Source organism: Aquamicrobium aerolatum DSM 21857, assembly GCF_900113935.1.
Lineage (GTDB): Bacteria > Pseudomonadota > Alphaproteobacteria > Rhizobiales > Rhizobiaceae > Aerobium > Aerobium aerolatum.
Genome location: NZ_FORF01000006.1, coordinates 1 through 14487 on the forward strand (window position 1 = coordinate 1; position 14487 = coordinate 14487).

A 14487-nucleotide genomic window follows, 5' to 3' on the forward strand; every position below is an offset into this window, starting at 1 on the left:
TTATGCAGTGATGCTTGCGACGATACCGGCGCCGACGGTGCGGCCGCCTTCACGGATAGCAAAGCGCAGCTTCTCTTCCATGGCGATCGGAACGATCAGCGTCACGTCAACCGTGATGTTGTCGCCCGGCATCACCATTTCCGTGCCTTCCGGCAGCGTCACGATGCCCGTCACGTCCGTCGTACGGAAGTAGAACTGCGGACGGTAGTTGGTGAAGAATGGCGTGTGACGGCCACCCTCTTCCTTCGTCAGGATGTAGGCTTCTGCAACAAACTTGGTGTGCGGCTTGACCGAACCTGGCTTGCACAGAACCTGACCGCGCTCAACGTCTTCACGGCCAACGCCACGAACCAGAGCACCGATGTTGTCGCCAGCCTGGCCCTGATCGAGCAGCTTGCGGAACATTTCAACGCCGGTCACGGTCGTCTTCGACGTGTCGCGGATGCCGACGATCTCGACTTCCTCGCCAACCTTGACGATGCCGCGCTCAACACGACCGGTCACAACCGTACCACGGCCCGAGATCGAGAACACGTCTTCGATCGGCATCAGGAACGGAAGGTCAACCGGACGCTCTGGCGTCGGGATGTATTCGTCAACTGCAGCCATCAGCTTGCGGATTGCGTCTTCACCGATCTCCTTGTTGGAGTCTTCAAGCGCAGCCAGAGCCGAACCGGCAACAATCGGAATATCGTCGCCTGGGAACTCGTACGACGACAGCAGCTCGCGAACTTCCAGCTCGACCAGCTCGAGAAGCTCCGGATCGTCAACCTGGTCGACCTTGTTCAGGAACACCACGATCGCCGGAACGCCAACCTGACGGGCGAGCAGGATGTGCTCGCGGGTCTGCGGCATCGGGCCGTCAGCAGCCGAAACAACCAGGATCGCGCCGTCCATCTGAGCGGCACCGGTGATCATGTTCTTCACATAGTCAGCGTGACCGGGGCAGTCGACGTGCGCGTAGTGACGGTTCGGCGTCTCATACTCAACGTGCGACGTCGAGATCGTGATGCCGCGGGCCTTCTCTTCAGGCGCGGCGTCGATCTGCTCATACGCCTTGAACTCGCCGAAGAACTTCGTGATCGCAGCCGTCGTCGACGTCTTGCCGTGGTCAACGTGACCAATCGTACCGATGTTCACATGCGGCTTGTTACGCTCAAATTTACCTTTGGCCATTGTAATATCCCTTTGGCACCATGGATGCAGGTTGTGTCAGTGCGGGCGATTAGCGACTGACGCCACAAAAGACAAGCACTTTGTCGGAATCGATGACGATCGGGGTGCGAGGAGTGCACATCCCACGCCTTTCGAGACGGACTTGCGCTTGCGCGCTGGAGTGCACCTTGGAGCGGGTAGCGGGAATCGAACCCGCGTATTCAGCTTGGAAGGCTGCTGCTCTACCATTGAGCTATACCCGCCTATCAAGGTTCCCTGGCGCAGTGGTGGAGGAAGTTGGATTTGAACCAACGAAGGCATAGCCAACGGATTTACAGTCCGTCCCCTTTAACCACTCGGGCATTCCTCCGTACTGCGCCGGAACCATGTGACGAGGCACATGCGGGATGTCGTTGGCTTCGTTGAAGTTGCCGCCGACAATCTGGAGCGCCTTATGGCTTTCCGAACCGACGCTGTCAACACGCCTTGTGACTGTTTTGTGGAGTATTTTTGCTCTCGAGCGATTGTCTGCCCTACCCGGCGTTCGTCTTGCGCTGTTCACGGCCTTGCGAGCCGTCTATAGAGGGCTCATGAAATCAGATGACAAATCCAGAACCCCCAAAGATAGCCACTATGCGCGTCTGCGCCGGGCCCACCGGGACACCACAGGCGACGCGTCGGCTCAATCAGGCAGACCGCGGCCACGCGTCATAGCAGGAGATCTGCCGACAGACGGGCTTGTGCGGCTCTATGGCCTGCACACGGTCCGCGCTGCGCTCGATAATCCGGCTCGCCGCATCAAGCGTCTTATGGTTACGCGCAATGCTCTGGCTCGTCTCGAGCTTGAAGAGGGCGCCAAGCTGCCCTTCCCCGTCGAAATGGTCGAACCTCGCGACATCGACCGGATCGTCGGCAGCGAAGCGGTTCATCAGGGTGCGCTTCTCGAAGCTCACCCGCTGAAGCCCAAACCGCTTTCGGCTTTGGGAGACGCGCAACTGGTTCTGGTGCTCGATCAGGTGACTGATCCACATAATGTTGGCGCGATCATGCGCTCGGCAGTCGCATTCGGCGCGGGCGCGCTGATCACCACGTCCCGCCACAGCCCGGCCGAATCGGGAGTGCTTGCCAAATCCGCATCGGGCGCATTGGAGCACATAGATCATATCGAGGTACGCAACCTTGCCGACGCGCTTGGCCAGCTGCACGACATCGGCTTCCAGACCATCGGGCTCGATTCGGAAGGCCCGGCCGAGCTCGAAAAGACGTTTGCCGCCGAGCGAATCGCGCTGGTTCTGGGCGCGGAAGGTAAGGGACTGCGCCAAAAGACTCGCGATACGGTCACCGCACTCGCGCGCCTCGACATGCCCGGTGCGATTCGGTCTCTGAACGTGTCCAACGCCGCCGCCATCGCGCTGTATGCGGCCGGACGACACCTCACCACCTCGTCAAAATAAGCCACACAGGGCAGGGTCCCCTGCCCGGACGCGCCAGACGTGTCAGACGAAACCGCCAATCTCTGTGATGCGGCGCAGATACAGCGCCAGCATCACAAAACCCGCTGCGAGCGCCACGCCTTTCCAGTCGACATTTCCCCGTCGAAGCTCGCCAGCCAGTCGGACAAGCAGATAGAGCGTCGCCACCAGAACTAGTGCAAACACAACCACTCGGATCATCCGCTTGCCCCTCCTGCTGGAAATCGGTGCAATGCTGATGTGGTGCGCATGCGGAGCACTGCCAAGTCCCCGATCTGCCAAATTGCCAACGCGTGCCGGCGCGACGCGTTCACGATCGTGGGAACCACGGGTATCATCCGGGCATTGATGCGCGTAGGCTTCACTCACGACGCAACGAAGGATCCGCACGATGTCCTCACCGACGACTACGCAATCTGTGACCCTCACGCGGCGAGGGCTATTATGTGCAACTTCTGCGATGACGGCGTTGGCACTGGCGCCATGGCCGACCCTGGCCTTGGCAGCCGATCTTGATGTTGACGCCTTTCTGGCACTTTCAGAAAAACAGGTAGGACAATCAGGTCTGTCAAAAGACATCGCATCGGCAATGCTGAATGCCTACACGACCGTCGGCAAACGGGATGCGCTTGCAGCCTTAGCTGCGGGCAGCAACGATGCCGATCTGGCGAACTCCATTGTCGCCTCCTGGTACACCGGCGAGTCGCCAGACCCCGACGCGCCACATGCTCTCGACTATACGGACATCCTGCTCTGGGACGCGATGGATTACTCCAAGCCCATGGGATATTGCGGCGGCGCCACAGGATATTGGGCCGAGCCGCCGGAAGCCTGATTCTGCCAGTTTCCGCCCCAGACAAAATCCAGGACAAGGAACTTTCCCATGGCACAAGATATTTCGGTCGATGTTCTGATTATCGGCAGCGGCATCGCTGGCGCGCTTGCAGGCGCCAAGCTGGCAGGCAAGGGCCTGACGGTCGCCTTTCTCGAAAGCGGCAAGCGAATCGAACGTAGCGATGCTGTGCAGACATTTTGGGACGCCGCGATCAAGGTTCCCGAATCGGCCTACCCGAACGATCCGACTGCGCCGCACCCGCTCAGCCATCGGATTGGCGACTATTATCAGCAGATGGGTCCTGAGACGTTCAAGTCGACCTATATCAAGGTGGTGGGCGGCACGACCTGGCACTGGCTCGGTACCACGCTGCGCAACGTCCCGGCCGATTTCAAACTGAAATCGCTTTACGGCCATGCCGTCGACTGGCCGTTCGACTATGACGCGCTCGAACCGTTCTATCTGGCGGCCGAACAGGAAATCGGCGTATCCGGCGACAATAACGAGGATCTCGGCTCGCCGCGCTCGGGAGACTTTCCGATGCCGGTGATTCCGATGACCTATCTCGACAAGCAATTCGCCAAAGCGCTGGAAGGATCAAAATACCAGGTCCGCTCAACGCCGCAAGGACGCAACTCCGTGGACCGTGAGGACCGCCCGCAATGTTGCGGCAGCGGTTCCTGCATACCGGTGTGCCCGGTCCAGGCCAAATATGACGCCACGGTGCATCTGGCGCAGGCTGAGGCGGCGGGTGCGGTGATCTACGATCAGACCACGGCGACCCGCCTCAATCTCGGAACGGACGGCCAGATTGCCTCGGTCGACTTCCGCCGCGCCGATGGCAGCACGGGCACGGCGAAAGGGAAAGTGGTGGTCGTTGCAGCCCATGCCATCGAAACCCCGCGCCTGCTCCTCAATTCGGCACAGGAAGGGGCCGCAAACGGCATCGCCAACAGCTCCGACCAGGTCGGGCGCAATCTGATGGACCATCCGAGCAAGCTGAGCTGGGCTGAAACGCCGGAACCTGTCTGGCCCTATCGTGGCCCGTTGTCGACATCGGGGATCGAAAACGTGCGCGATGGCGACTTCCGCAAGGAACGCGCCGCCTTCCGCATCGAAATCGGCAATGACGGTCACAACTGGCCGACCGGCGCCCCCTTGTCGACCGCGGCTGCCCTCGCCAAGCAAGGCTTGCGCGGCGCTGAACTGGACGCAGCGATCAAAAAGGCAACGTCACGGCACATTCGCCTTGCATCGCTGGTCGAGCAGACGCCTGAAGCCGAGAACCGGGTGACGCTCGACCCGGACAAGCGCGATGCCAACGGCATGCCCCTGCCGCGCATTCATTACGACTATTCCGATTATACCCGCGCGGGACTCGACGCCGCGCAGCAGGCGCACGATGAAGTATTTGCTGCATTGGGCGCCACCAACATCAACCATGCCAAGGACGTCAACGGATCGGGGCATGTCATCGGCACGGTACGCATGGGCACCGATGCTGCAAGCGCAGTGGTCGACGCCGATCTGCGCAGCTTCAACCACCACAATCTGTTCTTGCTTGGCTCCGGCACATTTCCGACCTCGGCGACAGCGAACCCGACCCTGACGATTGCCGCACTCTCGCTGCGCGCCGTCGACGCCATCGCTGGCACGGTCAAGTAGGCTGCGTACGCGCCCTGCGATTACCGTCAATGAGCCTGCGCCCTGTATCCACATACCGGGTTCAGGCTTTTTGGCGGTATCAGCGCCCAGTGTGGCTCGATACCAGCCGATGAGCGGGGATTCAGGTCAACGCTGTCAGGAAATTGTGGTGGTGCAACCCCTGTTCTACCTCCATCTCTCCGGTACGCATGCCAGCATGGACCAGCGCCTGCGCGCGGTCGAAACGTGGCTGTGCTCAGGCGATCCCCCAGAGCGCGCACCCGGCATGGGGGCGTTGAGCGCCATGTACGAGGCCTATCGCTTCACGTCTTCCTACAATTTCGATTTTGGTGCGCGTCCGCGCAATCACCATTACCGTCGCGCCCAGCTGACACGGCCACAGACTCTCCAAAACGCCGGTATACGCTCTCGGCTCCTGAAATCGGCCGGAGCCGCACAAGATGGCTCGGTGCTCCCATACGGCAAATGTGCTTAACTGCGGGAACCTTTTCCTTGCCGCGACATCGCATGGGGTCAAAGGAGGACGTTTCATGGCTTTGGCACAGGCTACGTCCACTCTCGACGAACCTGCCCTGATCCGCCTTGCGCAGGCGCGCGAGCCTGACGCGATCCGGACAATTATTACACGCTACAATCAGCGCCTCTATCGGCTCGCTCGCTCCATCACGCGCAATGACGCCGATGCGGAAGATGTTGTTCAGGAAGCCTATCTGCACGCATTCAGGGCAATCGGCGGCTTCCGGGGCGAGGCGAGCTTGGCGACATGGCTCTCGCGGATCACGATCAATCAGGCGCTCGGTCGCCTCCGAAGAATGCGCCGACGAGAAAAGCTGAATGCCAGCCTTGGCTTCCAGCCCACTGCCTCCGTGATTCCATTTCCCGTCGCAACATCTACCGACGACCCCGAACGATCCATGGCACAGAAAGAGCTCCTGCAATTGGTGGAGAAGGCAAGCGACAATTTACCGGAAATCTACCGTGTGGTCTTCGTCGCGCGCGTCATCGAGGGCTTGAGCGTTGAGGAGACCGCGCAGGTTCTGGATATCCTGCCAGCCACAGTGAAGTCGCGCCTTCATCGCGCACGTTTCCAGGTCAAGCGCGAAGTCGAAGCACGGATCGGCCCGCTGCTGCTTGACGCATTTCCTTTTGCGGGCGTGCGCTGCAGCCGCCTTACGCAGGCTGTCCTCAATAAACTGGGGTTCCGGGAACCTTTATGAGCGGGCGCCATCCAATCTCAGTCCCCCGCAAAACGCGAAGAAACGGGACGATGGAGGTTTCGATGAAAAGTTATTTGATTGCAGGTGCCAGTGCGCTCTTGCTGGTCGCCACGGCCATCACTGCCCCTGCGCAGGTCAAACCGACTGATCCACAGATCGCCCACATCGCCTACAGCGCCGGTGTCATTGACATCGAGACGGCCAAGCTAGCTCTGTCCAAATCCACCAACGATCAGGTCAAGGAGTTTGCCCAGTCGATGGTCGATGACCACCAGGCGGTCAATGAGCAGGCGCTCGCACTGGTTGAAAAGCTCGGCGTCACGCCGGAAGATAACGCAACCAGCCAGGCCCTTGTCACCGCAGCTGATGCCAAGCGCGCGGAACTTGGCAAATTGGACGGCAGCGCATTCGATACAGCCTATGTCGCGAACGAGGTGGCCTATCACAAGCAGGTCAACGAGGCGCTTGAAGCACTGCTGATTCCGTCGGCACAGGACGCTGAACTGAAGGCTTTGCTCGAAACGGGTCTCAAATTATTCCAAGGCCATCAGCAGCATGCTGAACACGTCGCGGCAGAACTGAAATGAACGCGCCCCATCTCAACCGCCGGCATCTCCTGATCTCAGGAGGTGCGGCACTGATCATCAGAGAGACACCGGCGCGTGCGCATAACGGCGCCGTCCACGTCACGATCGAAGACCTCGTCTTTCTACCCGCCGAGATTGAGGTGAGAACGGGCGAAACCATCGAATGGGTCAACAAGGATCGCATGGCCCACACCGCAACTGTCAAAGGCGGCTGGGAAGTGATGATCCCCGCCGGCAAAACTGCCACGCGCGTTGCCGAAGCAGGTGACAGCGTCGACTATTACTGCCGCTTTCATCCGAACATGAAAGGACGCATCACCATCGTGGCGTGAGGCTACGCGAACTATCCGGATGAATTGATGATCAGCGAGGCAAATGGCGGTGAAGCGTAAAATGACATGCCGCCTGTAAAACAGGGCTGTTTTGGTTCACTGCTAAGTGCTTGAAAAATGGTGCCCCCGAACGGACTCGAACCGCCGACCCCCTGATTACAAATCAGGTGCTCTACCAACTGAGCTACAAGGGCATCACGACAAGCGAACTACCACAATTGGCCGTACTGTAAAGGGAAATCTGGCACTTTTCCGCAGCTTCCTTCCGGGGGCGGCGCATGCTACCGCTCTAGGCCCGATTTATCTAAAGCAGTTGTCACGATCCATGCGCCTCAAGAATTCCGCGATCTGTTTCATTCACGCAGATACGCCAGATGCGCGCGATGCTGCCGTGCATCTGACGTCGCTCTACGGCAACACCGCAATGGAACAAGCCGATGTGGTCGTCGCGCTCGGTGGCGACGGGTTCATGCTTCAGGCGATTCAGCAGAACATGAACAGCGGCCGCGCAATCTACGGAATGAACCGTGGAACGGTTGGGTTTCTGATGAACGAATACTCCGACACGGATCTGCGCGAGCGAATTGCAGCAGCTGTGGCCGAAACCATTCGCCCGCTGGTGATGGATGCCGAGACGGTCGACGGCCCCGTTGCGACAGCACGCGCAATAAATGAAGTGTCGCTGTTTCGTCAGTCCGCGCAGGCAGCGAAAGTCAGGATCACCATCGACGGCAAGGTGCGGCTGGACGAACTCGTCTGCGATGGCGTGATGGTCGCCTCCCCTGCCGGCTCCACCGCTTACAACCTCTCCGCTCAAGGACCGATCCTGCCGCTGGATGCGCCGCTGCTGGCGCTGACGCCAGTCAGCCCGTTTCGTCCGCGACGCTGGCGCGGCGCGTTGCTACCCAACCATTCGGTTGTGCGTTTCGATATTCTCGAAACCGAAAAGCGGCCGGTCAACGCAGTCGCAGACCATGTCGAGGTACGGTCCGTCACCTCAGTGACGGTTCGGGAGTCCCGATCGCGCACCGTCACATTGCTTTTCGACGAAAGCCACTCATGGGACGAGCGCATATTGAACGAACAGTTTCGGTATTGAAATTGAGCTAAACGTAATCATATTGCGGCGTTATCGACGCAAAATCCGCGTTTTATCGCATGCGCCGTTGACAATTTGCCTCTCGCGTCTTAACGCCACGGTTGGACGTTCGCGCCTCGCGTGAACTTGAAGGGCGCATATGCGGCGGCTCCCAAAACCGCGAAACAGCAAAGACAGCCATAACGTGTCATCAGACGATAAGACTGAAGTCCTGGCCGAAACGACGGCTGAGCCCAACACAGTGACTTTCGCCGATCTAGGCCTTTCCGAGAAAGTACTGTCCGCCGTCACCGACGCCGGTTACACCCACCCTACCCCGATCCAGGCCGGTGCGATTCCGCACGCGCTGGAAGGCAAGGATGTGCTCGGCATTGCCCAGACCGGAACCGGCAAGACTGCCGCCTTCGTGCTGCCGATGATCACGCGCCTTGAAAAAGGCCGCGCCCGCGCGCGCATGCCACGAACCCTGATTCTGGAGCCGACGCGCGAACTCGCTGCGCAGGTTGAAGAGAATTTCGTCAAATACGGCAAGAATCATCGCCTCACCGTCGCGCTGCTGATTGGCGGCGTGTCGTTCGAGGAACAGGAAAAGAAGCTTCAGCGCGGCGCTGATGTGCTGATTGCAACACCTGGTCGCCTTCTCGACCATTTTGAGCGCGGCAAGCTGCTGCTCACCGGTGTCGAGACCTTCGTCATCGACGAAGCTGACCGTATGCTCGACATGGGCTTCATTCCCGACATCGAGCGTATTGCGAAACTGATTCCGTTTACCCGTCAGACCCTGTTCTTCTCGGCAACGATGCCGCCGGAAATCACCAAGCTGACTGAGCAGTTCCTGCACGCGCCCGTGCGCGTCGAGGTTGCCAAGGCAGCATCGACCGCGACGACCGTGACGCAAGCGCTCGTGAAGTCCAACTCCAAGAGCTGGGACAAGCGCGCAACGCTGCGCCGTCTGCTCGAGGCGGAAGGCGCGGAAATCCAGAACGCGATCATCTTCTGCAATCGCAAGGTCGACGTGTCGGAACTGTTCCGCTCGCTGGTCAAGCATGGCTACGACGCCGGCGCACTCCATGGCGACATGGATCAGCGCGCCCGCATGGCGATGCTCAGCGCATTCCGCGATGGCAAGCTGAAGCTCCTCGTCGCGTCAGACGTGGCCGCGCGTGGCCTCGACATTCCAGAAGTCTCGCACGTGTTCAATTTCGACGTACCGATCCACTCGGAAGACTATGTCCACCGCATCGGGCGCACCGGGCGCGCGGGACGGACCGGCAAGTCCTTCACGATCGTGACCCGCAGCGACACGAAATACCTCGATGCTATCGAGACGCTGATCGCGCGGAAAATCGATTGGCTGGATGGAGACATCTCCACTCTTGCCGCGGTCGACACCGAGAGCGAAGCTCCCCGCAGCCGTGGACGTGAGCGGGGTCGCGCTTCGTCTTCCGGCAGAGGCCGTCGTGGCTCGGAGCAGAAGGCTGCAACCGCGCCCAAGGCGGCAGAACCCGCCGTGGTTGAGGCTGAAACGACAGCTCCAGCTGCCGAGGTGGAAGAAAAGCAGTCGCGTCGCGATGCAATCCGCGCTGAAAATGCAGAGCGTAAGGCTCGCCCTGAACGCCGTCATGACGAGCACAAGCGCTCGCGCGACTGGCGCCGCGACGATGACGGCCCCTCGCCCATCGGATTTGGTGATGACATACCGGCATTCATGCTGATCGAGCCGCCGGTAAAAAACGTGACGCAAGGCGAATGAGCCGACCGAAAGGTCAGGACGTTTTCCAACAAACAAAAAGGGCAGCTCGACGCTGCCCTTTTTGATTCTGAATGTCAGGTAAGCAATTCCAGTAACAGTGCGAAGCGGTTTTGCGTCCGGAATTTGCTGGAACCTAAAGCGCGTCGCGATCTTTCAGATTCGCGCGTTAGCTTGCCGCCGCTGCGGCACGCGCTTCGGCGAGCGTCTTAAGATCTGCGGGCTTCAGCTCCACCGATTCGCCGCAGCCACACGCGGACGACTGGTTCGGATTGTGGAAGGTAAAGCCGGTGCGCAAGGTCGTTTTCTCGAAGTCCATCTGTGTCCCGAGCAGGAACAGAGCCGCTTCGGGTGCGACCCAGACATGCGCATCGTTATGTTCGATATGGTCGTCGCCTGCCTTCGGCTCGGTGACGAGATCGATCGTATACTCCATGCCGGCGCAGCCGCCCTTCTTGACGCCGACACGAATGCCCATCGCGCCTTCACGAGCCTCAACGATCTCGCGCACGCGAGCCGCCGCGGCGTCCGTCACCGCCATGATCTGAAATCTGCCCATCGTCATCTCCACTCGTCACCGGTTCAAGGCCGGCAGAATGTCCATTTCAGCAGAACATGGTGAAAGATCGCGCTTTGCGCAAGCGATCAGTACCAGCCGACTGCCACCTGCGCCTCTTCGGACATCCGATCCGGCGTCCATGGCGGATCAAAGACCATCTTCACCTCGACGCCGGAGACGCCCTCAACGGTGTTGACGGCATTCTCGACCCAGCCCGGCATTTCGCCTGCCACGGGACATCCTGGCGCGGTCAAGGTCATGTCGATCTTGACCGACCGGTCGTCCTCGATGTCGATCCGATAGATCAGGCCGAGTTCGTAGATGTCGGCAGGGATTTCGGGATCATAAACCGTCTTCAAGGCGCTGACGATATCGTCCGTCAGGCGCGCAATCTCTTCCGCCGGGATTGCCGATTCTGCATGCAGCCCATCGTCCGGCGCGGAAGCGTTGTCTGTTGTTATATCCGACATAGACGTCACCCAAAAAATGTCCGTGCTTTCTCGATGGACTCTGCCAGTACATCGACCTCTGCACGTGTATTATACATCGCAAACGAAGCGCGGCACGTTGAAGTGACGCCAAACCGGTTCAGCAGCGGCTGCGCACAGTGCGTACCGGCACGGACAGCGACACCTGACCGATCGATCACCATCGAAACGTCGTGCGCGTGGATACCTTCCAGCTCGAACGAGACGATCGAACCCTTGCCCGGCGCATTCCCGATAATGCGCAAGGAATTGATCCGGCTCAGTCGCTCATGCGCATAGGCGACAAGGTCTGCCTCGTGTGCGGCAATGCTCTCTCGTCCGACGCGCTCCATATACTCCAGCGCCGCACCTAGCCCGATCGCCTGGGCGATCGGCGGCGTTCCAGCTTCGAAGCGGTGCGGCGGGTCGTTATAGGTTACGCCCTCCTCGGTCACCGTCTCGATCATTTCGCCGCCGCCCATGAAGGGGCGCATGGCGGACAGCATGTCCTTTCGACCGTAGAGAACACCGATGCCCGACGGCCCGTAGAGTTTGTGGCCGGTCATGACATACCAGTCACAGCCAATGTCCCGTACGTCGACCGGCAGATGAACCGCGCCCTGGCTACCGTCGATCAGCGTCGGGATACCGCGCTCGCGAGCAATCCGGCAGATTTCCTTCACCGGCGTGACAGTGCCAAGCGCATTCGACATATGCGTCACGGCAACAAGCTTGGTGCGCGGGCTCAGCGCCTTTTCGAAATCCTCGATGTGAAATGCGCCGTCATCGTCGACGGGCACCCATACGATCTTTGCGCCCTGGCGCTCCCGAATGAAGTGCCACGGAACGATATTGGAGTGATGCTCCATGATCGTGATGACGATCTCGTCATCGGGGCCGATGTTTGGCATGCCCCAGCCATAGGCGACCGTGTTGATCGACTCGGTCGCCGATTTGGTGAAAATGATTTCGTCCACGCTGGTGGCATTCAGAAACCGTCGAACCGTCTCACGTGACCGCTCATAGGCGTCGGTCGCCGCGTTCGACAGGAAGTGCAGGCCACGATGCACATTGGCGTATTCGTTCGAATAAGCATGCGTGATCGCGTCGATCACAACCTGCGGCTTCTGGGCCGATGCGCCGCTATCCAGATAGACCAGCGGCTTTCCATGAACCTGACGTGCCAGAATCGGAAAGTCGCGCCGGATCGCCTCGACGTCGTAAGAAGGGTTTTCGACTTTCTGATCCATCTGCTTTCAGCCTTTCCGAAAAAGGTGGCCAGGCGGCGTCACCGCCGCCGGCCTGTCCGTCAAGCGTGCTTGGCAAACCAGTCATCAAGCTTGGCTTCGAGCACTGCAACCAGTTCCTCGCTCTCAAGCTCTTCGATGATTTCCGCAAGAAACGCCTTGATCAGCATCGCACGACCGGTTTTCTCGTCGACGCCACGCGCCATCAGATAAAACAGATGATCGTTGTCGATCTCGGTAACGGTAGCACCGTGCCCACAAGCGACGTCGTCAGCGAAAATCTCAAGTTCCGGCTTGGTCGAGAATTCCGCGTCGTCCGACAGAAGCAGCGTGTTGCACGCCATCTTCGCGTCAGTCTTCTGCGCATCCCGCGCAACCCGGATCTGTCCCTGGAACACGCCGTGAGCACGATCCGTGATCACATTGCGGATGATCTCCGTCGACGTCGTGTGCGGCGCGAGGTGGTCAAGCACCATCGTCACGTCGCAATGCGTGTCGCCGCCAAGAAGATTGACGCCGCGCAGGTTGAAGTCAGAGCCTTCCCCCCTGGCTGCAATCACCAGATCCTGACGCACCAGCTTGGCGCCGATATTCATCAGGAAAAGCGTGAGCTTGGAGTCCTTGCCGAGCGTAATCCGCATTTGTCCAAGGTGGCTTGCGCCTTCACCCTGTTCCTGCACGACCACGTAGAGAACTTCAGCACCATCAGCAACATCAAGCGTCGTCACCGAGCTTGCGAGGGTATCGCCCGTGCCTGCCTGACGCTCGATCACGGTCACCCGTGCTCCAGCTCCGACAGTCACCGGAAAACGGGCATGAACCTGCCCACCTGCCTGCAAGTTCTGCAACTCGATAGGCGTTGCAATGTCTGCGCCTGCTGGCACGGCCAGAGCAAAGCCATCAGACACCAGTGCAGTGTTGATTGCAGCGATCGCATCGGCGGAGTCTGCCGGCGCGAGTGCGGCACGTGCATCGCCCGCCAGCAGAAGATCCTGGAAGCGCTCGATCTCGACGCCATCCACGCTGGCGATGACACCGCCAACGCCATTGCTGACAGACAGCACCGCAGAGCCTTCAAGCAACGGCTTCAATGCCGCCGGCCGTGCGGCCGGATCGAAAGAAGGCACGGCGTTCAGCAGACGTCGCAGATCGGTGTAATGCCAGGCCTCAACCCGGCGAGTTGGCAATCCGTTCTTGATCGCCTCGATCGCGTTGTCGCGATTCAGCGCCACCCCGGCATCACCGGCCAATTCGGATACGCGCTGCGCGAACCCGTCAACCAGTGCCGCTTCTGCCGGAGTCAGCGTAGCGGAAGCATGAATGTTCATTGATCCACCTCAGGCTGCTTCGCCGATGACACCGGCATAACCATTCTGTTCCAGTTCCATCGCAAGGGACTTGTCACCGGACTTGATGACCTGACCCTTGTAGAGAACGTGAACGCTATCAGGAACGATGTGCTCCAGCAGACGCTGATAGTGCGTGATGACGAGGAACGCACGATCCGGCGAACGCAATGCGTTCACACCGTCCGAAACGATCTTGAGCGCGTCGATATCGAGGCCGGAATCGGTCTCGTCCAGCACGCAAAGGTTCGGACGCAGCAGCTTCATCTGCAGGATTTCCGCACGCTTCTTCTCACCGCCGGAAAAGCCGACATTGAGCGGGCGCTTCAGCATGTTCATGTCGATGTTGAGCGTTCCGGCTGCTTCCTTCACGAGCTTCAGCAGCTCAGGGATCTTCAGTTCCGGCTCGCCACGCGCCTTGCGCTGCGCGTTCATGGCGACCTTGAGGAACTCCATCGTCGCTACGCCCGGAATTTCCATGGGATACTGGAAGGCAAGGAAGATGCCGGATGCGGCGCGTTCCGCGGGGTCCATCTCGAGGATGGACTCGCCGTTGTAGAGGATGTCGCCTTCGGTCACTTCATAGTCGCTGCGTCCTGCCAGAATGTAGGACAGCGTCGACTTGCCCGAGCCGTTGGGGCCCATGATGGCGGCAACTTCACCCTTGTTGACCGTCAGGTTCAAGCCGCGGATAATTTCCGTGCCGTCTTCTGCGATACGCGCGTGGAGGTTCTTGATCTCTAGCATGTTGTGTCT

General features: G+C 59.7%; 16 protein-coding genes and 3 tRNA genes. 9 read left to right on the top strand and 10 right to left on the bottom strand.

Translation table 11 applies throughout. The features are described from left to right. The 3 genes from tuf to BMZ42_RS06090 form a co-directional block, all read right to left on the bottom strand. Positions 1 to 1176 carry an elongation factor Tu gene (tuf, locus tag BMZ42_RS06080; protein WP_091519920.1) on the bottom strand — a complete coding sequence of 392 codons (1176 nt, stop codon included), beginning with the start codon at positions 1174 to 1176 and terminating at the stop codon, positions 1 to 3. A 168-nt stretch (positions 1177 to 1344) separates the two neighbouring features. After that, positions 1345 to 1418: transfer RNA gene (locus BMZ42_RS06085), tRNA-Gly, on the bottom strand. A 22-nt stretch (positions 1419 to 1440) separates the two neighbouring features. Beyond that, positions 1441 to 1525 (bottom strand) — tRNA-Tyr (locus BMZ42_RS06090). Between the two features lie 220 nt (positions 1526 to 1745). Here BMZ42_RS06090 and BMZ42_RS06095 point away from each other — a divergent pair. Next, a complete protein-coding gene (locus BMZ42_RS06095; RefSeq protein ID WP_091519922.1) occupies positions 1746 to 2609 on the top strand; it encodes a TrmH family RNA methyltransferase in 864 nt (287 codons plus the stop codon). A gap of 42 nt (positions 2610 to 2651) precedes the next feature. Here the strand turns inward: BMZ42_RS06095 and BMZ42_RS17960 are convergent, their stop codons facing one another. Beyond that, positions 2652 to 2828 carry a hypothetical protein gene (locus BMZ42_RS17960; protein ID WP_175556648.1) on the bottom strand — a complete coding sequence of 59 codons (177 nt, stop codon included), beginning with the start codon at positions 2826 to 2828 and terminating at the stop codon, positions 2652 to 2654. A gap of 259 nt (positions 2829 to 3087) precedes the next feature. Here BMZ42_RS17960 and BMZ42_RS06105 point away from each other — a divergent pair, with 259 nt between their 5' ends. The 6 genes from BMZ42_RS06105 to BMZ42_RS06125 all read left to right on the top strand — a co-directional run bounded on the left by BMZ42_RS06105 (position 3088) and on the right by BMZ42_RS06125 (position 7263). Then, positions 3088 to 3462, top strand: coding sequence for a sugar dehydrogenase complex small subunit (locus BMZ42_RS06105; protein ID WP_210185204.1), 375 nt, complete (start codon positions 3088 to 3090; stop codon positions 3460 to 3462). A 48-nt stretch (positions 3463 to 3510) separates the two neighbouring features. Next, positions 3511 to 5127 carry a GMC family oxidoreductase gene (locus tag BMZ42_RS06110; RefSeq protein ID WP_091519930.1) on the top strand — a complete coding sequence of 539 codons (1617 nt, stop codon included), beginning with the start codon at positions 3511 to 3513 and terminating at the stop codon, positions 5125 to 5127. 148 nt (positions 5128 to 5275) lie between these two features. Further along, on the top strand, positions 5276 to 5602 hold the full coding sequence (locus BMZ42_RS17750) for a hypothetical protein (RefSeq protein ID WP_139207866.1): 327 nt from the start codon (positions 5276 to 5278) through the stop codon (positions 5600 to 5602). A 55-nt stretch (positions 5603 to 5657) separates the two neighbouring features. Then, the gene (locus tag BMZ42_RS06115; RefSeq protein ID WP_091519933.1) at positions 5658 to 6344 is read left to right on the top strand and encodes an RNA polymerase sigma factor; all 687 of its coding nucleotides are present in this window, start codon (positions 5658 to 5660) and stop codon (positions 6342 to 6344) included. 62 nt (positions 6345 to 6406) lie between these two features. Continuing rightward, complete coding sequence (locus BMZ42_RS06120) at positions 6407 to 6931, top strand: DUF4142 domain-containing protein (protein ID WP_091520294.1); 525 nt, start codon at positions 6407 to 6409, stop codon at positions 6929 to 6931. Beyond that, a complete protein-coding gene (locus tag BMZ42_RS06125; RefSeq protein WP_091519935.1) occupies positions 6928 to 7263 on the top strand; it encodes a cupredoxin domain-containing protein in 336 nt (111 codons plus the stop codon). The genes BMZ42_RS06120 and BMZ42_RS06125 overlap by 4 nt, the downstream gene beginning before the upstream one ends. A gap of 118 nt (positions 7264 to 7381) precedes the next feature. Here BMZ42_RS06125 and BMZ42_RS06130 read toward each other — a convergent pair. Continuing rightward, positions 7382 to 7457, bottom strand: a tRNA-Thr gene (locus BMZ42_RS06130). A 131-nt stretch (positions 7458 to 7588) separates the two neighbouring features. Here BMZ42_RS06130 and BMZ42_RS06135 point away from each other — a divergent pair. After that, a complete protein-coding gene (locus BMZ42_RS06135) occupies positions 7589 to 8362 on the top strand; it encodes an NAD kinase (protein WP_091519937.1) in 774 nt (257 codons plus the stop codon). Positions 8363 to 8603: 241 nt separating this feature from the next. Next, positions 8604 to 10115: a DEAD/DEAH box helicase gene (locus tag BMZ42_RS06140; protein WP_244523192.1), complete on the top strand. Its 1512-nt coding sequence runs from the start codon at positions 8604 to 8606 to the stop codon at positions 10113 to 10115. 166 nt (positions 10116 to 10281) lie between these two features. On the opposite strand, the gene sufA is transcribed toward BMZ42_RS06140, so the two are convergent. The 5 genes from sufA to sufC form a co-directional block, all read right to left on the bottom strand. Beyond that, positions 10282 to 10671 carry a Fe-S cluster assembly scaffold SufA gene (gene sufA / locus BMZ42_RS06145; protein WP_091519942.1) on the bottom strand — a complete coding sequence of 130 codons (390 nt, stop codon included), beginning with the start codon at positions 10669 to 10671 and terminating at the stop codon, positions 10282 to 10284. Between the two features lie 86 nt (positions 10672 to 10757). Then, complete coding sequence (locus tag BMZ42_RS06150; protein ID WP_091519944.1) at positions 10758 to 11141, bottom strand: SUF system Fe-S cluster assembly protein; 384 nt, start codon at positions 11139 to 11141, stop codon at positions 10758 to 10760. 5 nt (positions 11142 to 11146) lie between these two features. After that, positions 11147 to 12388, bottom strand: coding sequence for a cysteine desulfurase (locus tag BMZ42_RS06155; RefSeq protein ID WP_091519947.1), 1242 nt, complete (start codon positions 12386 to 12388; stop codon positions 11147 to 11149). Between the two features lie 59 nt (positions 12389 to 12447). Then, complete coding sequence (gene sufD / locus BMZ42_RS06160) at positions 12448 to 13713, bottom strand: Fe-S cluster assembly protein SufD (RefSeq protein WP_091519950.1); 1266 nt, start codon at positions 13711 to 13713, stop codon at positions 12448 to 12450. 9 nt (positions 13714 to 13722) lie between these two features. Next, a complete protein-coding gene (gene sufC, locus BMZ42_RS06165; RefSeq protein ID WP_091519952.1) occupies positions 13723 to 14478 on the bottom strand; it encodes a Fe-S cluster assembly ATPase SufC in 756 nt (251 codons plus the stop codon). Positions 14479 to 14487 lie beyond the last annotated feature (9 nt).